Here is a 17,203-nt window from a genome sequence, read left to right as displayed (position 1 = left end):
GCCGTCCCCTCGCCTTGTCAGTGGGGCCGGTTAGTATCGATCGCAGGAAGCGGGTCTCGTACGGAGGTTCGCTCGGGGGAGTGGAAGGGGGAGGTCCGTATGGCTCGGCGCTTCCTCCTGCTGTTCGCCCGGACGTCACTGGTGCTGGTGCTGCTCGGGGCGGTCCTCGCGCTGTTCGCCGGAGAGGGCGGGCTGGGCGGGCTGGGCGCGGTCGTCGTCGCCTTTGCCGCCGCCGTTGCCGTGGGCGCCGAGGCGCTCGCCGCCGTCGCGCGCCTCGCGCGGCCCGTGCCGCCGCACCGAATACGCACCGCGATCCGTGATCGCGAGCAGCGCACGGCGTTCCTGCCGCAGCGTGATCCCGATGCCTCGGGCCGGTCGCGGCCCAGGGCGCCCGGCCGTCCGGTCCCGACGGCCGCGTAGGGGCGCGCAGTAGCTTCACGCCTTCCCTGACTCCGATCACTGCTTTGCCCCTCGCGGGTCGTCACGCCGAAATGCATGTCCTTGCATCTCATTCGACGTAGACGAGACCCTCCGGAGGGCCCGCGTGTCCGTTTTCACCCATCTTGTTGTTGAGCTGGGCCGGTTCCTCGAGCCGGTGCTGGCCGAGTCCGCGACCGCTGCCGCGATCGTGCTGTTCACCGTGCTCGTGCGGCTCGCGCTGTATCCGCTGAGCCGGGCCGCCTTCCGCGGGGCGACCCCGGCGGCGGGGTGTCTGCCGGTGCTGTTGCAGCTGCCGGTGTTCTTCCTGATGTACCAGGCCTTCACCTCGGGGGGTGAGCTGCTGGAGCACCGGCTGTTCGCGGCGCCGTTGGGCGCCCGGTGGACCGAGGCGCTGGGGGACGGCGGGCTGTTCGGGGCGCAGGGGCTGGTGTTCCTCGGGCTGTTCGCGGCGATCGGGGTGGTGGCCGCGTGGAGTGCGGTACGGGGGCGCCGGGCTGCCGCCGAGGCCGCGCTCGCGCCGTCCCGGCCCGCCCCGGCCGGGGTGAGCGCCGAGCAGCAGGAGGCCATGCGCAAGCTGGGCGGCGTACTGCCCCTGCTGTCCTTCGGGACGCTGATCACCGCTGCCGTGGTGCCGCTCGCGGCCGGGCTGTACCTGCTGACCACCACCGCGTGGTCGGTGGCGGAGCGGGCCTGGATGCAGTCCCGCCGGGAGGGGGCCGCCGCTGGTGAGGTCGCCGGGAAGGCTGCGGGGGCGGCTGCTCCCGGGAAGGCTGTCGGGAAGGCTGCCGGGGCGGCTGCTCCCGGGAAGGCTGCGGGGCGGCGGCGTTCCAGTCCGTGAACAGGGTCTTGCGGATTGGCCGGACTTCTTGGAGGATCAACCAATCCTCCGATGGCCGCAACCCATCGGCCGGCGCTCGGGCCTGCCTTGCCTGCCCATGCGCCGACCACCCACGACCACGGGAGAATGCCCATGAAGCTACTGCGTGTCGGACCCGTCGGGTCGGAGCGCCCCGCGCTCCTCGACCAGGACGGCACCCTGCGTGACCTGTCCGGCCTGATCACGGATGTGGACGGCATTCTCCTCGCCGAGGACTCCGTACTCTCCCGGGTACGCGACGCGGCGGAGGCGGGCGAGCTCCCGGTGCTGGACGCCGAGGGGCTGCGGATCGGCGCGCCGGTCGGCCGCATAGGCAAGATCGTGGGCATCGGGCTGAACTACTTCGGGCACGCGGCCGAGATCGGTGCGGAGCCGCCGGCCGAGCCGATCCTCTTCCTGAAGGCCGCCGACACCGTGGTCGGCCCGGACGACACCGTGCTGATCCCGCGCGGCAGCGTGAAGACCGACTGGGAGGCGGAGCTCGGCGTCGTCATAGGCAGCACGGCCCGCTACCTGGGCTCCGCCGAGGAGGGCCTCGCGCACGTCGGCGGGTACCTGCTGGTCAACGACGTCTCGGAGCGCGAGTTCCAGATCGAGCGCGGCGGCACCTGGGACAAGGGCAAGAACTGCGAGACCTTCACCCCGCTCGGCCCGTGGCTGGTCACCGCCGACGAGATCCCGGACCCGCAGGCCCTGGACGTGAAGCTGTGGGTCAACGGCGAGCTCAAGCAGGACGGCAACACCGCCGACCAGATCTTCCCGGTCGGCGAGGTCGTCCGGTACCTGAGCCAGTTCATGACCTTGTACCCGGGGGACGTCATCGTCACCGGTACGCCGGCCGGCGTGGCCATGGGCCAGCCGGAGCCGAAGCCGTACCTGCGGGCCGGTGACGTCGTGGAGCTGGAGATCGACGGCCTGGGCCGCCAGCGCCAGGAGTTCAAGGGCGCGTAGCGGAGACACCGCGGAACACGCGGAAGGGGCGGGCTGCCATCCATCGGCAGCCCGCCCCTTCCCGTGCGTACGTGTGACCTCGGCCCGGCCGAAGGCTCAGCCTTCGGCCGACGTGCGGCGGCGGCGGTTGGTGAGCACCAGGCCGGCGCCCGCGGCGAGCGCGGCGGCGCTGCCGGCCGCGAACCAGGCGTTCTCGGAACCGGCGCCGGTGTTCGCGAGCGGCGCGGACCCGCCCGCCGCGGTCACGTTGCCGTTGCCGCCGGTGCCCTGGGCGGCGACCTGGGTCGTGGTGCCGGCCGTGCCGGTGCCCGTGCCCGTGGAGCCGTTCTTTTCCTTGTCCTTCTTGTCCTGCTCCGCCTTGGCGGCAGCCTCCTCGGCGGCCTTGTCCTTGGCGCGGGCCTCGTGCTGGCCGGTCTTCAGGAACGTCGCACGGTCCTCGGGCGTCCCCTTGAGGGCGGCGATGGCCGCCTTCTTCAGCTCCGGGCCGGGGTTGTTCAGCATCGACCAGATCAGGACGGTGTTGTCCTCGTCGCGCAGCTTGTGCTGCCCGGTCTTCACGAACTCGCGCAGCTCCGCGTTGGACGGGTGCCCGTTGAGGAGGGCGTTGATGGCCGCCTTCAGGCCCGGGCCGGCGCCCTCGTAGATGCGCGAGAGCTCGACGCGGTCGTCGCTCGCCCGGACGTTGTGCTGGCCCGTCTCGATGAACTCGCGGACCTGCTCCGGGGTTCCGCTGCGCAGCAGCTTCTCGACGGCCTCGCGGATGCCCGAGCCGGCGCCGTTCAGCATGCGGAACAGCTCGACCTGGTCGTCCTCGTAGCGGGCCTTGTGCTGCCCGGTGGCGAGGAACTCCTTCAGCGCGGCGTGGGTTCCGGCCCGCAGGGCCTTCTCGGCCTCCCGCTTGACGGCGGTGCCGCCGGTGCTGTGGATCCGGGAGACCCGTACCCGGTCGTCGGTGTACTGCTCCTGCTGCCAGACGACCTCCAGGAAGTGCCGCATGTCCGCGGCCGTCCCCTTGAGCGCCTTCTCGGCCGCCTCGCGCACGCCCGGCCCGCTCGCCGGGTCGGCCAGGATCGCCTGGATCGCGGCCCGGTCCTTCACGGCCTGCGGGTCCTCGGCGGGCTTCTCCGCGGGCTTCTCCGCCGGGTCCGGGGCGGTGGGAGCCGTCGGGGTGGACGGCGTCGCCGCGGACGGGGCGTCGGCGGCGAAGGCCGGCGAGGAGAGCAGGACGGCCGGGGCTATCGCGGCGGCAGCGACGACCGACGCGATCCGGGGCAGCTTCACAGGAATTCGTTTCCGTTCTTTACACACGTACACGTGGTGATCGTGTGGATGGCAATCCGTGCAGGATAGATCGTCGTCCGCCCCGGACGCGCCCGTTCCTGTGAGCGTTGGCTCACAGCTCCACGATCACTCCGTCCCGGGACGAGGTACGGGCCGCCTCCAGCACCTCCAGGCAGTGCGCGGCCTCGTACGCCGTGACCGGCGCGGGCCCGCCCTCGCGCAGGGCGGCCGCGACCGCCGCGTAGTACGCCGGGTAGTCGCCCGGGGCCGTCGGTACGGGGGTCCCGGCGCCGGTCAGCGGGGACTCGCCGGAGCCCAGCCGTCCCCACAGGTGCTCCGGCTCCTCGCCCCACGGCGCATCCGCGCCCGGCCGCAGCCCCTCGCGCAGGGCGCCCTCCTGCGGGTCGAGGCCGTACTTCACGTAGCCGGCCCGTGAACCGAGGACGCGGAAGCGCGGGCCGAGCTGGGCGGTGGTGGCGCTGACGTAGAGGTGCGAGCGGATTCCGTTCGCATGCGTGATGGCGATGAACGTGTCGTCGTCGGTCTCGGCGCCCGGCCGGCGCGCGTCGGCCTCCGCGTAGACCCGTACCGCCGGGCCGAACAGCACCAGCGCCTGGTCGACGACGTGACTGCCCAGGTCGTAGAGCAGTCCGCCGATCTCCTCCGGCGCACCCGACTCGCGCCAGCCGCCCTTCAGCTGCGGGCGCCAGCGCTCGAAGCGGGACTCGAAGCGCTGGACCTCGCCGAGTTCGCCGTCCGCGAGGAGGCGGCGGACGGTCAGGAAGTCGTTGTCCCAGCGGCGGTTCTGGAAGACGGACAGGAAGGTTCCGGTCCGCTCGGCGAGGGCGGCGAGTTCGCGCGCCTCGGCGGCGGTTGCGGCGAGCGGCTTGTCGACGACGACGGGGATCCCCGCGGTCAGGGCGGCCGTGGCGAGCGGGACGTGGGTCCGGTTGGGCGAGGCGATCACGACGAGGTCGAGGGCGTCGGCGCCGCCCGTGCGCTGCCACAGCTCGTCGGGCGAGGCCGCGATCCGGACGTCGGGGAACTCGGCGAGGACCTGCTCCTGCCGGCCCGGGTCGGAGGTGACGACCGTGTCGAGGACGAGCCCGTCGGTGGCCGTCACGAGGGGGGCGTGGAAGACGGAACCGGCGAGTCCGTAGCCGATCAGGCCGACGCGGAGGGGGGCGGAGCGGGGGGCGGCGGGGGCGGTGGCGTTCATGGGAGCCACTTTGGCAACAGTGTTGCCGAAGTGCAAGGAGGGTGGACAATGGGCGGGTGAACAGGGGAAACGGGGACGGCGGCGAGGGCGTGGGTGCGGGTGAGGGTGAGGGCGTCGGCCCTGGTCCTGGTCCTGGTCCGGGCGGGTACGGGCGCGGCGGGGTGAACCTGCCGGCGCTGCGCGGGCACAACGAGGCGCTCCTGCTGGACCTGCTGCGCGGCGCCGGGCCCGCGGGCCTGGGCCGCACCGAACTCGCCGCACGTACGGGGCTCACCCCGCAGGCCGTCAGCAAGATCACTGCGCGGCTGGGCGGGGAGGGGCTGATCGCGGAGGCGGGCCGTGCCGTGTCCACCGGCGGCAAGCCGCGCACGCTGCTCAGGCTGGTGCCGCAGGCGCGGTACGCGGCCGGGGTGCACCTGGACCGCGACGAGCTCCGGGCGGTACGGGTGGACCTGGCGGGCACGGTCGTCGCGGAGAGCGGGGGCCCGCTGGACTTCGGGGCCGGTCCGGATGCGGTGGTGGAGGAGGTCGTACGGGCGCTCGCGCGGGTCGGTGACCCGGGCGGGCGGCCGGTGCTGGGGGTCGGCGTGGCCGCGCCGGGGCCGCTGGACCACCGGGCCGGGGTGATGGGCCGGGTGACGGGGTTTCCGCGATGGGAGGGGTTCCCGTTGCGGAAGGTGCTGGCGGCGCGGCTGGGGGTGCCGGTGCTGCTGGACAAGGACACGAATGCCGGGGCGGCCGCGGCCGCGGCCGGCGGGTTCCGGGGGGCCTCGGTGTACGTACACGTCGGGACCGGGCTCGGGGCGGGGCTGCGGCTGGGCGGGGAGGTCTACCGGGGCGGGCGTTCGGGGGCGGGGGAGTTCGGACACCAGGTGCTGCTGCTGGACGGGCCGCCGTGCCGGTGCGGGGCGCGGGGGTGCGCGGAGGTGCTGTGCCTGGCGGCGGTGGCCCGGGGGGATCTGGCCGAGGCCGCCCGGATCGTGGGGGAGGGGGCGGCGAATCTGGTGGGGCTGCTGGATGTGGAACGGGTGGTGCTGGGCGGGCGGGTGGTGGCGGGGGCGCCGGAGGTGTTCCTGGACGGGGTCCGGCGGGTGATCGCGGGGCGGGCGGCGGGCGGCGGGCCGGGTTCGGTGTGCGTGGCGTTGGCCGGGGCGGGGGTCGCGGAGGGGGCGGCGGAGCTGGTGCTGGGGCCGGTGTTCGGGCGGGCGGGCTGAGGGTTGGGCCGGGCCGGGCCGGGCCGGTGGGCGCGGCGCCGCCTCGCCCCAAACGCCGGCGAGGCTGAAAGACCGGTGCTCCGCCCCGGACCCCGCGCCTCAAACGCCGGCGAGGCTGAAGTTGCCCCCGGCAGAGCCGAGTCTGACCGGCGGAGCCGGGAGTGGGCCGGCAAGGCGGTGGGAGTGGCCGGTAGGGCCGGGATGCCCCCGGTGGAGCTCGCCCCCCTCGGGTGGAGCTTGGCCCCCCGGGCAGGTTCTTGACGGTTTGGGCTGATTGGGCGTAAACCGTAGGGGCTTGGGCGTGGTGGGGGTGGGGGGTTCGGGCGGCGTGGGAAGGTGCGGGCTGGGTGGGGTGATTGTCACCTCGTCCTACCATCGTCCCGTCCGGTGAGCAGCGAAGCAGCGAAGGGTCTTCCATGCGACTGCGCAAAGCCCTTGCCCTCGGCGCCGCCCTCTCCGCCGCCCTGGTCGTCACCGCCGCACCCACCGCCGGAGCGGACATCGGCACCGGCGGCGGGGCCCGGCCGGCGCCCGCGTGGCCGTCCCGTGCGCAGGCCACCTGCGGGGACGGGAAGAGCACCGCCTTCCCCATCGGCGCCCGGATCCGCGGCGGACCGGCCGTGTACCGGACCGGCGGCGGCCCGCAGACCTGGTACCTGGACCTGACCAACACCACCGACTCCCTCTGCACCGCCATCCACCCCGTCGTCGTCCTCACCGACAAGGCCCGCGCCCTGCGCCCCGCCCACCTGCGGATGGAGTTCGACACCCCCGGCGGCACCCTCCCCGTCAGCCTGGAGCGGAGCGACCGCGACGAGATCATCGCCGTCTTCGACGGAGGGTCCGCCTTCCCCGGCTTCACGGTCGCCGCAGGCGGGTCGCTGACCGTCCGGGTCGGCCTCGCCTTCGCGTCCGACGCGCCCACCGGTGAGGTGCTCGCGGACGCCGCCCTCGTGCAGCGCAAGGGTGACGACGGCGACTGGGTCGGCGAGGCCGGCGGCTACCGGTTCACCGTCGAGGGTCCGCAGGACCCCGTGGAGGCGGGCTCCCTCGCGCACACCGGGCCCCGCGACGAGCGGGCGTACGGGGCGGGGGCGGGGGCCGTCGCGGCCCTCGTCGTCGGTGGCGGACTGGTGATCGGCGCCCGGCGGCTGCGCGCCCCGGCCGCACGCTGATCCGCCCGCCCCGTCCGGCCCGCCCGCCCGGGCGTCCGCGTACACGGCGTCCGCGTACACGGCGTCCGCGTACACGGCATCCGCGTACACCCGCCCCGCATAGAGTCCCAGCGTGGAAGAACAGACCCAGCACCACCGTCCCGGCTCGCCCGTCCGCTCGGGAATCCCCGAGCACGGCCGCATCCCGAAGTACTACGCCGTCAAGGCCCGCATCGCCGAGCTCCTCGACGAGCTCGGCGAGGGCGGGGCGCTGCCCACCGAGCGCGATCTCGCCGAGCGGTACGAGGTGTCCCGCGAGACCGTCCGCCAGGCCCTGCGCGAGCTGCTGCTCGAGGGCCGGCTGCGCCGCGCCGGCCGGGGGACCGTCGTCGCCGGGCCGAAGCTGGAGCAGCCGCTGTCGCTGGCGAGTTACACCGAGGGCGTCCGCCGCCAGGGCCGCCGCCCCGGCCGTCACCTCATCGGGCTCGAGCGCTTCCCCTGCCCGCCCGACCTCGCGCCCGGCATCGGCGCCGAGGCCGGCGAGCCGGTCTGGCACCTGGAGCGCGTCCTGCTGGCCGACGACGAACGGGTCGGCCTGGAGAGCACGTACGTCCGGGTGGCCCGGGCTCCCCGGCTCGACAGCGATTTCCCGCCGGACTCCTCCTTCTACGGATACCTCCGCGACCGCCTCGGCATCTCCTTCGGCGACGCCGACGAGAAGCTGGAGACGGTCCTCGCGACCCCCCGCGAGGCCCTGCTGATCGGCACCCCGCCCGCCCTCCCGATGCTGCTCATCCACCGCTTCTCGCGGGACCAGGACGGCCGGCCGCTGGAGCGGGTGCGTTCGCTCTACCGTGGTGACCGGTTCAGCTTCACGACCCGTCTGCGGCCCGAATAGTCCCCACCGGAACGCCCCATACGCGACGGAATCGGACGTATCGAGATCACAGAAAAGTAACGGGTCTAGTCCAAGCTTGGGGGGCTGTTCACCGGCGGGTCGTCCACCGGATCCCCCCGGGGCACGGGGCGCGCCCACCGTGGACGGCGTGAGAGTCATAGTCGTCGGAGGCGGCGTGGTCGGCACCATGCACGCCTGGCAAGCAGTCGAACGCGGCCACGAGGTCGTCCAGATCGAGCGAGAAGCGGAGGCACGCGGCGCGTCACTGCGCAATTTCGGCCAGATCTGGGTGAGCGGAAGAGCCGGTGGGGAGGAGCTCGACACCGCCCTGCGGGCCCGCGAGCTCTGGGAGCGGATCGGGGAGCGGGTCCCGGGGCTGGGATTCCGCGCCATCGGTTCCCTCACCCCCGTCCGCAACGCCCGTGAGTACGCGGTCGCCGAGGCGGCCGTCTCCCGCCCCGACGCCGCCGCCCGCGGCTACAAGCTGGTCACCGCGGCCGAGGCCCGGGAGATCAACCCGGCCCTGCGCGGCGCCTTCGAGGCCGCGCTGTGGTGCGAGCGCGACGCGGCCGTCGAACCGCGCACCGCGCAGCTCCACCTGCGCGAGGCCCTCGGGGCCACCGGCCGGTACACCTTCCTCCCCGGGCGGGAGGTGCGCGAGGTCGCAGGTCATGGCGCCGTCCGCGACGACCACGGCGACGTCCACCGCGGCGACGCCGTGGTCCTGGCGACCGGGGCCTGGCTGTCGGGCCTGGTCCGCGAGCTGGCCCCCGGCCTGCCCGTGCGCCGCGTCCGGCTCCAGATGATGCAGACCGCCCCGCTCGGCGAGCCGCTGACCACCTCCGTCGCGGACGCCGACAGCTTCCGCTACTACCCCGCCTACGCGTCCGGGGCCCTCGACGCGCTCAACGCCGCGCAGGCACAGGCGCCGGTCGCCGCCGCGCACAAGATGCAGCTGCTGATGGTCCAGCGCCTCGACGGCGGACTGACCATCGGCGACACCCACGAGTACGAGCACCCCTTCGCGTTCGACACCCTCGAAGACCCCTACGAGCACCTCACCGAGGTCGTCGAGTCCTTCCTGGGCCGCCCCCTGCCGAAGATCAGGCACCGCTGGGCGGGCGTGTACGCGCAGTGCACCGACACCACCCGCGTCGTCCACCGCCAGCAGGTGGCCGACGGCGTCTGGCTGGTGACCGGACCCGGCGGCCGCGGCATGACCTGCTCCCCCGCCATAGCCGAGACCACCGCGAACGAACTGGGCTGGTAAGTCTGATGAGTCTGATGACCGAGAACCGCACGCAGAACCTGATCGTCCTGGACATGGCCGGTACGACCGTCGCCGACGGCGGCCTCGTCGAGCGCGCCTTCGAGCGGGCCGCGGAGCGCCTCGGCGTCGAGCCGGGCAGCGCCGACCACGCCGAGAAGCTCCGGTACGTACGCGACACCATGGGCGAGTCGAAGATCTCCGTCTTCCGCCACCTCTTCGGTACGGAGGACCTCGCCCGGCGCGCCAACTCCGCTTTCGAGGAGGCGTACGGGGAACTCGTCGACGGCGGCCTGATCGCCCCGGTCGCCGGAGCCCGCGAGAGCATCGAGAAGCTCCGCGCCGACGGCCGCACCGTCGTCCTGACCACCGGCTTCGCCCGCGTCACCCAGGACGCCATCCTCGACGCCCTGGGCTGGCAGGACCTGGCCGACCTCACCCTGTGCCCCGCCGACGCGGGCGGCCGCGGGCGCCCGTACCCGGACATGGTGCTGGCCGCGTTCCTGCGCACGGGCGCCGTGGACGACGTACGGGACACGGTCGTCGCGGGCGACACCGCCTACGACATGCTCAGCGGCCGCCGCTCCGGAGCCGGGATCGTGGCGGGCGTCCTCACCGGCGCCCACGACCGCGCGGCCCTGACCGCGCACGGCGCCACCCACGTCCTCGGCTCCGTCGCCGAACTGCCGCGGCTGCTGGCGGACCCGGCGTGAGCGGCATCCGCTTCGAGGGGGTCAGCGTCGCCTACGGCGGCAACACCGTCCTGGACTCCCTCGACCTGAGCGTCGAGCCCGGCGAGGTGATGGCGCTGCTCGGCCCCTCCGGCTCGGGCAAGACCACGGCGCTGCGGGCGGTCGCCGGCTTCGTACGGCCCGCGGCGGGCCGGGTGCTGATCGGCGGCCGGGACGTCACCGCGCTTCCGCCGCACAAGCGCGGCATCGGCATGGTCGTCCAGCAGTACGCGCTGTTCCCGCACATGAGGGTGGAGGCGAACGTCGCCTTCGGCCTGAAGGCCCAGAAGGCGTCCAGGGCCGAGATACCCGGCCGGGTCGCCGAGGCCCTGGAGATGACCGGCATGGCGGCCTACGCCAAGCGCTACCCGCGCGAGCTGTCGGGCGGCCAGCAGCAGCGCGTGGCCATCGCCCGCGCCCTCGCCATCCGCCCGGGGGTGCTCCTGCTCGACGAGCCGCTGTCCGCGCTCGACGCGCAGCTGCGCTCCGGGATGCTCGCCGAACTGGCCCGCCTGCACCGCGAACTGCCCGACGTGTCCATCCTGTACGTCACCCACGACCAGGTCGAGGCGCTCACCCTGGCCGACCGGATCGCCGTCATGGACAAGGCCCGGCTCCAGGACTGCGGGACCCCGCAGCAGCTGTACCGGACTCCGCGCACCGAGTTCACCGCGTCCTTCGTCGGCAACGCGAACCTGCTGCCGGTGACCGTGGCGGAGGGCGGTGCGCTCTTCGAGGGCCGCCCGCTGGCCCTCGACCGCGGCCGCGCCGTGCCGGGGTCCACCGCGACCCTGTGCGTCCGGCCGCACCTGCTCGGCCTGGGGGACGGCCCGAACGCGCTGAGCGGCCGCATCGCCGAGGTCCAGTGGCGCGGCTCGACGCACCGGCTGTACGTCGACGTCGAGGGCCACCGGGTGAAGGCGGACCTGCCCGAGCTGCGGGAGACGCCCGCGCTGGGGGACCGGGTCACGCTGCACTTCGAGCCGCGGGATGCGGTGCTGCTGGCCGCCGGGGTGTCGGATGTCTGATGCCACGCGGTACGCCGCGCCCGTCCCGGCTCAGGACCGCGGCTCGGCCCCGGGCCCCGCGCCCCGTACGACGGCGGGGCCGCAAGGTCCCCCGGCGGGGCGCAGGGGGCTGCGGGTGCCGCGGAGCGTGTGGGCGCTGCCGCCCGTGGCCGTGCTCGCGCTGGTGTTCCTGTACCCGCTCGCGCTGGTCGTCCAGCAGTCGCTCAGCCCCGAGGACGGCGGCGGCGCCTTCGACGCCTATGCGCAGGTCTTCGCCTCGCAGAGCTTCCGCGAAGCGCTCGGGACCACCGTCTGGCTGGCCGTCGGGGCCACCGCCGGATGTCTCGTCCTCGGTTTCGCGCTCGCGCTCGTCATCGCCTTCGTACCGTTCCCGGGCGCCCGGGCGGTCGCGAAGTTCATCGACGTCTTCCTCTCCTTCCCCTCCTTCCTCATCACCCTCGCCCTGCTCTTCATCTACGGCACCGTCGGCATGGCCAACGGCGTCTGGACCGACTTCACCGGCGCCGCCGAGGGGCCGTTCCACTTCCTGACCACGCCGTGGGGCGTCCTGCTCGCGGAGATCACGTACTTCACGCCCTTCGTGGTGCGCCCCCTGCTGGCCGCCTTCTCCCAGCTGGACACCGCCCAGCTGGAGGTCGCCGCCGGCCTCGGCGCCCGGCCCGCGCGGATCATCCGGCAGGTGATCCTGCCCGAGGCGCTCCCGGCCCTCGCCGCGGGCGGCAGCCTCGTCCTCGTCATGTGCCTCAACGAGTTCGGGATCGTCCTGTTCACCGGAGCCAAGGACGTCACGACCCTCCCGATGCTCATCTACGGCAAGGCGATCCTCGAGTCCGACTACGCCGCCGCCTGCGTGGTCGCCGTCGTCAACATCGTGATCTCCGTCGGCCTGTTCGGTCTCTACCGGGTGGTGAGCAAGCGTGCTGGTGCATAGCAAGACGGGCCGCTGGGCGGTCTGGAGCCTCTTCGGCCTCCTCTTCCTTCCCTTGTTCGCCCTGCCCCTGCTCGTGGTGGTCGCGGCCTCCTTCGCCACCCACTGGTCCGGCGCGTTCCCCTCCGGCCCGACCACCGCGAACTACACCTCCGCCGTGCGGGGCGAGTCCCTCCAGGCCCTGACCACCAGCCTGGTCACCGCGGTCGCCGCGAGCCTGCTCGCGCTCACCGTCGGCACCTGGGCGGCGCTGGCCGGCTCGGCCCTCGGCAAGCGCGGGAAGCGTTCCCTCGACGCGCTGTTCATGCTGCCCGTCGCCGTGCCGTCCGTGGTCGTCGGCCTCGCCGTGCTCGTCGCCTTCAGCCGGCCGCCGCTGCTCCTCAACGGCACCGGCTCGATCGTCATCCTGGCGCACACGATCCTTGTCACGGCGTTCGCCTACCAGTCGGTCTCGGCGGCGATCGTACGGCTCGACCCCGCGTACGAGCAGGCCGCGGCCTCCCTCGGCGCGCGCCCCGGCTACGTGCTGTGGCGGGTCAGGATCCCGCTCCTGCTGCCGTCCCTCACCGCGGCCGCCGGGCTCTGCTTCGCCCTGTCCATGGGCGAGCTGAGCGCCACGATGATGCTCTACCCGCCGGACTGGATGCCCCTTCCGGTCCGGATCTTCACGGCCACCGACCGGGGTTCGCTCTTCAGCGGGTCCGCCGTCGCCGTCGTGCTGATGGCCACCACCCTGCTCGTCCTGCTGGCGGTCTCCCGCGTCCGCACCAAGGCCTCCTACCGCTGACCCCCACACCCCCCGCTGCCCCACCCCCCGCCGTACCCCTGCTGAGTCCCTGCCGACTCCCTTTCCCCGTAAGGAAGTTCCATGCCCAGCAAGCTCCTGCTCCGCACCGCCGCCGCCCTCGCCGGCAGTCTGGCCCTCGCCGTCTCCCTCACCGCCTGCGGCGGCTCCGCCACTGCCGGCTCCGGCAAGGCCGGCGAGGAGAAGGTCGTCACCGTCTACAGCGCCGACGGCCTCAAGAGCGAGAAGGGCGACGGCTGGTACGACAAGGTCTTCGCCGATTTCACCAAGAAGACCGGCATCGAGGTCAAATACGTCGAGGGCGGCTCGGGCGAGATGGTGCAGCGCGCCGTGCGCGAGAAGACCAACACCCAGGCCGACGTACTGATCACCCTGCCGCCCTTCATCCAGCAGGCCGACGGCAAGGGCCTCCTCCAGGCCTACGCGCCGCAGGGCTCCGAGAAGGTCAACGGCGCCAACAAGGCCGCCGACGGCAAGTGGACCTCGGTCGTCAACAACTACTTCGGGTTCATCTACAACAAGAAGGAGCTCGCCGAGGCCCCCAGGACCTGGGAGGAGCTCCTGGACCCCAGGTTCAAGGGCAAGCTGCAGTACTCCACACCCGGTGTCGCGGGCGACGGCACCGCCGTCCTGATCAAGTCGATGCACGACTTCGGCGGCAAGGAGCCGGCGATGGAGTACCTGAAGAAGCTCCAGGCCAACAACGTCGGCCCGTCCTCCTCGACCAGCAAGCTGGCCCCGAAGACCGACAAGGGCGAACTGCTCGTCGCCAACGGCGACGTCCAGATGAACTTCGCGCAGTCCAAGTCCATGCCGAACATCGGCATCTGGTTCCCCGCGAAGGACGGCGGCAAGCCCACCACCTTCGCCCTGCCGTACGCGGCCGGCCTCGTCGACAAGGCCCCGCACACCGAGAACGGCAAGAAGCTCCTCGACCACCTGCTCAGCGAGGAGGCGCAGCAGCTGGTCAGCGGTGTCGGCGGCGGCTTCCCGGCGCGCACCGACGTCAAGCCGACCGACGCCAACGCCGTCGAGCTCACCAAGCTCATGACGGGTGTCGAGGTCTTCGAGCCGAACTGGGCCGACATCGACGCGAACCTCACCGCCTACGTGGACGCGTGGAAGTCGGCAACCGGCAGCTGACCGGTCACCTACCGGCCACCCTGGTCCGGAAAAATGACGCTTGCATAACGGGTCTGGACCGAAATGCCCTTCGGTCCGGACCCCGGGCCCCCGGACCCTCCCCCGGCCACCACCGGGGGTGCTTCCCTCCGGGGGCGCCGTGCGCACTGTCCCCGCACTCTTCGCCGCTCACCTGCTCCCAGGAGGAGTACGTGTCCACTGCCCTGCCCGGACGGCGCGTCATCGCCGTGACCGCTTCCGCCGCCGCCCTGATCGCCGCGTCCGCCCTGACCACCCCGGCCGGCGCCGCGGACGCCGCCGCTGCCGCCAACACCGACAAGGTGCTCGTCATCGGCATCGACGGCGCGGTCCTCGACCGCGTCAAGGCCGCCAACGCCCCGCACCTGAAGGGCCTGATGGCCCAGGGCCTGACCGCCCGCAGCACCCTGTACGCGAACCCGATGGCCGCCACCTCCTCCGGCCCCGGCTGGTCCACCATCGCCACCGGCGTATGGCCCGACAAGCACGGCGTGAAGGACAACTCCTTCGCCGGCAAGAACTACACCGCCCACCCCGACTTCCTGACCCGCATCGAGAACGCCAACCCGGCGCTCAACACGTACGCGGCCGCCGACTGGGAGCCGATCACCTCCACCGACGCGGGCGGCCCGATCTTCTCCGCCAAGGTCGACAAGCGGCTCTCCCTCAAGGGCGACCGCGACGGCTACCGCAACGAGGACCCCAAGATCGCCGCCGCGGCCGCCGCCGAACTGCGCGACCAGAACCCGGACGCCGCCTTCGTCTACCTCGGTGAGATCGACGTCGCCGGCCACTCCTACGGCGCCGCCAGCCAGCAGTACCTCGACGCCGTCGCCCGCGTGGACGCGCTGATCGGCCAGGTGCTGACCGCCGTACAGAACCGCCCGACCTACGCCCAGGAGAACTGGAAGGTCTTGGTCACCACCGACCACGGCCACACCAACTCCGGGGGCCACGGCGGCTCCACCATCCAGGAGCGCGGCACCTTCGTCATCGCCAAGGGCGCGGGCATCGCGGCCGGTTCGGTACGCGACGACGTCAAGCTGGTCGACGTCGCCGCGACCGCGCTCGCCCAGGTCGGCGTCTCCACCGCCCCGCTGGACGGCGTACCGCTGAACGCCCCCGACAGCGACCCCTTCGACACCCTGCGCCCCGCCCTCCAGGCCCGCGTGGACGAGACGGGCATCCCGGCCGGCGTGAAGGGTTTCACCCGCACCCCGCCCGCCGGCTGGTCCGTCGACAACTCCCGGATGGGCACGGGCGGTGTCGGCGAGTGGGCCGGCTGGGCCTTCGCGACCGACGAGTTCTGGAGCCAGGCCCAGCGCGACCAGTGGCGCGAGCTGAACGTCCGCTCCCGTGACGTCTTCGCCGTCGCCGATTCCGACGAGTGGGACGACAAGAGCCACACCGGAAGCTTCGACTCCACCCTGATCACCCCGAAGTGGGCCGTCACCGGCGGCACCACGAAGAACCTGACCTTCCAGACGCACTACCGCCACGAGGCCGGCCAGACCGCCCAGGTCCTGGTCGCGTACGACGGCGCCGCGCCCACCGTCGTCAAGAGCTACACCGCCGACGCGGTGGCCAGGTCCGAGTCCCTGAACCTCCAGGTCCCGGCCGGCGCGACGGACGTGCAGATCCGGTTCCGCTACACCGGCGACAACAACTGGTACTGGACCGTCGACAACGTCCGCCTGGGCTGACCCCAGGCCCCCGGGGTCCGGGCCGTGGACGCGCCGTACGTCCCCGACCCGGCCCCGATAGGGTGGTAGAGACCACATGGGTCACAGAGGTCAGACGCCACCGAGAGCGGAGAACAGTCCAGTGGCAGAGCGCAAGCCGATCGAATCCTGGCTCACCGACATGGACGGGGTCCTGATCCACGAGGGCACCCCGATCCCCGGCGCGGATGCCTTCATCAAGCGGCTGCGTGAGTCCGGCAAGCCCTTCCTGGTGCTGACCAACAACTCCATCTACACCCCGAGGGACCTCCAGGCCCGCCTCAGCCGCATGGGCCTCGACGTCCCCGTCGAGAACATCTGGACCTCCGCGCTGGCCACCGCGAAGTTCCTCGACGACCAGCGCCCGGGCGGCACGGCGTACGTGATCGGCGAGGCCGGCCTGACCACCGCCCTGCACGACATCGGCTACATCCTGACCGACCACGAGCCCGACTACGTGGTCCTGGGCGAGACCCGGACCACCAAAACACACTTCGCCCTGACCTGCGGGTTGTCGCCCTCCGTGAGACCTAGACGACCAGCGAGTCACGAACACGGAAGGCCCTCCCAAGGTACCGGGAGGGCCTTCTCTGTATCTACCGGGAAGATCAGATGCGGTCGACGAGATCCGCGATCGAGTCGACGACAGTGGTAGGTCGGTACGGGTAGCGGTCGATGTCCTTCCGCCCCGTCAGCCCCGTGAGAACGAGGAAGGTCTCCATGCCGGCTTCCAGTCCGGCGAGAACGTCCGTGTCCATCCGGTCGCCGATCATCGCGCTCGTCTCTGAGTGCGCGCCGATCGCGTTCAGGCCGGTCCGCATCATCAGCGGGTTGGGCTTGCCAACGAAGTACGGCTTCTTGCCGGTCGCCTTCGTGATGAGCGCGGCCACCGCACCCGTGGCCGGAAGCGCACCCTCGGCGGACGGGCCGGTCTCGTCAGGGTTCGTGGCGATGAACCGAGCCCCGTTGTTGATCAGGCGGACGGCCTTCGTCATCGCCTCGAAGGAGTAGGTTCGCGTTTCGCCCAAGATCACGAAGTCGGGCTCGTGGTCAGTGAGGATGTAACCGATGTCGTGCAGGGCTGTGGTCAACCCGGCCTCGCCGATGACGTACGCGGTTCCGCCGGGGGCCTGGTTGTCCAGGAATCGCGCCGTCGCGAGGGCGGATGTCCAGATGTTCTCGACCGGCACTTCCAGGCCGATGCGCGTCAGTCGGGCGTGGAGGTCCCGCGCGGTGTAGATCGAGTTATTGGTCAGAACCAGGAAGGGCTTACCGGACTCGCGGAGCTTCTTCAGGAAGGCGTCTGCGCCGGGGATGGGCACGCCCTCGTGCATGAGCACGCCGTCCATGTCGGTGAGCCAGGATTCGATCGGCTTGCGCTCTGCCATGCGTCCGGACTCCTGCCGTAAAGGGGTATCTCGTCAGGCGATCATTTCACGCCGCACAGGCATCGAACCTAGGGACCATCGACCCTTGACGATTGGTAGGTGCGTCCGATAAGCGGACACGGATACTCGGTAGTAGGTC

16 protein-coding genes and 1 pseudogene are annotated in these 17,203 nt (G+C 72.4%); 14 read left to right on the top strand and 3 right to left on the bottom strand.

Features of this window, described 5'->3' with window-relative positions; translation table 11 throughout:
• The first annotated feature begins 99 nt into the window (after positions 1-99).
• The 3 genes from ACTVZO_RS16600 (at position 100) to ACTVZO_RS16590 (ending at position 2,269) form a co-directional block, all read left to right on the top strand.
• On the top strand, positions 100-420 hold the full coding sequence (locus ACTVZO_RS16600; RefSeq protein WP_443299128.1) for a DUF6412 domain-containing protein: 321 nt from the start codon (positions 100-102) through the stop codon (positions 418-420).
• Positions 421-544: 124 nt separating this feature from the next.
• Positions 545-1,279, top strand: a complete 735-nt coding sequence (locus ACTVZO_RS16595; protein WP_443299127.1) for a YidC/Oxa1 family membrane protein insertase — start codon at positions 545-547, stop codon at positions 1,277-1,279.
• Between the two features lie 132 nt (positions 1,280-1,411).
• Positions 1,412-2,269, top strand: coding sequence for a fumarylacetoacetate hydrolase family protein (locus tag ACTVZO_RS16590; protein ID WP_443299126.1), 858 nt, complete (start codon positions 1,412-1,414; stop codon positions 2,267-2,269).
• 96 nt (positions 2,270-2,365) lie between these two features.
• Here the strand turns inward: ACTVZO_RS16590 and ACTVZO_RS16585 are convergent, their stop codons facing one another.
• Positions 2,366-3,550 carry an LPXTG cell wall anchor domain-containing protein gene (locus ACTVZO_RS16585; protein WP_443299125.1) on the bottom strand — a complete coding sequence of 395 codons (1,185 nt, stop codon included), beginning with the start codon at positions 3,548-3,550 and terminating at the stop codon, positions 2,366-2,368.
• Between the two features lie 112 nt (positions 3,551-3,662).
• Positions 3,663-4,769 (bottom strand): Gfo/Idh/MocA family oxidoreductase, encoded by a 1,107-nt coding sequence (locus ACTVZO_RS16580; RefSeq protein WP_443299124.1) that lies wholly within the window; start codon positions 4,767-4,769, stop codon positions 3,663-3,665.
• Positions 4,770-4,825: 56 nt separating this feature from the next.
• On the opposite strand from ACTVZO_RS16580, the gene ACTVZO_RS16575 reads away from it, so the two are divergent.
• The 11 genes and pseudogenes from ACTVZO_RS16575 to ACTVZO_RS16525 all read left to right on the top strand — a co-directional run.
• A complete protein-coding gene (locus tag ACTVZO_RS16575) occupies positions 4,826-5,983 on the top strand; it encodes an ROK family transcriptional regulator (protein ID WP_443299123.1) in 1,158 nt (385 codons plus the stop codon).
• Between the two features lie 416 nt (positions 5,984-6,399).
• Entirely contained in the window at positions 6,400-7,158 is a 759-nt protein-coding gene (locus tag ACTVZO_RS16570; RefSeq protein ID WP_443299122.1) for a hypothetical protein, read from the top strand.
• Between the two features lie 112 nt (positions 7,159-7,270).
• Entirely contained in the window at positions 7,271-8,035 is a 765-nt protein-coding gene (locus ACTVZO_RS16565) for a GntR family transcriptional regulator (RefSeq protein WP_443299121.1), read from the top strand.
• 148 nt (positions 8,036-8,183) lie between these two features.
• Complete coding sequence (locus tag ACTVZO_RS16560; RefSeq protein WP_443299120.1) at positions 8,184-9,305, top strand: TIGR03364 family FAD-dependent oxidoreductase; 1,122 nt, start codon at positions 8,184-8,186, stop codon at positions 9,303-9,305.
• A 14-nt stretch (positions 9,306-9,319) separates the two neighbouring features.
• Positions 9,320-10,015, top strand: coding sequence for a phosphonatase-like hydrolase (locus ACTVZO_RS16555; protein WP_443299119.1), 696 nt, complete (start codon positions 9,320-9,322; stop codon positions 10,013-10,015).
• Positions 10,012-11,061, top strand: a complete 1,050-nt coding sequence (locus ACTVZO_RS16550; protein ID WP_443299118.1) for an ABC transporter ATP-binding protein — start codon at positions 10,012-10,014, stop codon at positions 11,059-11,061. Before ACTVZO_RS16555 ends, ACTVZO_RS16550 begins: the two co-directional genes overlap by 4 nt.
• The gene (locus tag ACTVZO_RS16545; RefSeq protein ID WP_443299117.1) at positions 11,054-11,992 is read left to right on the top strand and encodes a 2-aminoethylphosphonate ABC transporter permease subunit; all 939 of its coding nucleotides are present in this window, start codon (positions 11,054-11,056) and stop codon (positions 11,990-11,992) included. The genes ACTVZO_RS16550 and ACTVZO_RS16545 overlap by 8 nt, the downstream gene beginning before the upstream one ends.
• Positions 11,979-12,776 (top strand): ABC transporter permease, encoded by a 798-nt coding sequence (locus ACTVZO_RS16540; protein WP_443299116.1) that lies wholly within the window; start codon positions 11,979-11,981, stop codon positions 12,774-12,776. Before ACTVZO_RS16545 ends, ACTVZO_RS16540 begins: the two co-directional genes overlap by 14 nt.
• Before the next feature lie 81 nt (positions 12,777-12,857).
• The gene (locus ACTVZO_RS16535; RefSeq protein WP_443299115.1) at positions 12,858-13,937 is read left to right on the top strand and encodes a 2-aminoethylphosphonate ABC transporter substrate-binding protein; all 1,080 of its coding nucleotides are present in this window, start codon (positions 12,858-12,860) and stop codon (positions 13,935-13,937) included.
• 191 nt (positions 13,938-14,128) lie between these two features.
• Entirely contained in the window at positions 14,129-15,658 is a 1,530-nt protein-coding gene (locus tag ACTVZO_RS16530; RefSeq protein ID WP_443299114.1) for an alkaline phosphatase family protein, read from the top strand.
• Positions 15,659-15,779: 121 nt separating this feature from the next.
• A pseudogene (locus ACTVZO_RS16525) lies at positions 15,780-16,157 on the top strand (TIGR01457 family HAD-type hydrolase); the annotation flags it as partial.
• A 127-nt stretch (positions 16,158-16,284) separates the two neighbouring features.
• Here ACTVZO_RS16525 and ACTVZO_RS16520 read toward each other — a convergent pair.
• On the bottom strand, positions 16,285-17,064 hold the full coding sequence (locus ACTVZO_RS16520; protein ID WP_215147618.1) for an HAD-IIA family hydrolase: 780 nt from the start codon (positions 17,062-17,064) through the stop codon (positions 16,285-16,287).
• Positions 17,065-17,203 lie beyond the last annotated feature (139 nt).

Source organism: Streptomyces sp. IBSNAI002, from assembly GCF_052244475.1.
Classification (GTDB): domain Bacteria; phylum Actinomycetota; class Actinomycetes; order Streptomycetales; family Streptomycetaceae; genus Streptomyces.
The sequence above is the reverse complement of the archived record's forward strand: the minus strand, read 5'-3'. Positions and strand labels throughout refer to the sequence as shown.

Coding starts and splice junctions, on each gene's coding strand:
- ACTVZO_RS16600 (WP_443299128.1), top strand. CDS start 100: ATGGCTCGGCGCTTCCTCCTGCTGTTCGCCCGGACGTCACTGGTGCTG.
- ACTVZO_RS16590 (WP_443299126.1), top strand. CDS start 1,412: ATGAAGCTACTGCGTGTCGGACCCGTCGGGTCGGAGCGCCCCGCGCTC.
- ACTVZO_RS16580 (WP_443299124.1), bottom strand. CDS start 4,769: ATGAACGCCACCGCCCCCGCCGCCCCCCGCTCCGCCCCCCTCCGCGTC.
- ACTVZO_RS16570 (WP_443299122.1), top strand. CDS start 6,400: ATGCGACTGCGCAAAGCCCTTGCCCTCGGCGCCGCCCTCTCCGCCGCC.
- ACTVZO_RS16555 (WP_443299119.1), top strand. CDS start 9,320: ATGACCGAGAACCGCACGCAGAACCTGATCGTCCTGGACATGGCCGGT.
- ACTVZO_RS16545 (WP_443299117.1), top strand. CDS start 11,054: ATGTCTGATGCCACGCGGTACGCCGCGCCCGTCCCGGCTCAGGACCGC.
- ACTVZO_RS16535 (WP_443299115.1), top strand. CDS start 12,858: ATGCCCAGCAAGCTCCTGCTCCGCACCGCCGCCGCCCTCGCCGGCAGT.
- ACTVZO_RS16520 (WP_215147618.1), bottom strand. CDS start 17,064: ATGGCAGAGCGCAAGCCGATCGAATCCTGGCTCACCGACATGGACGGC.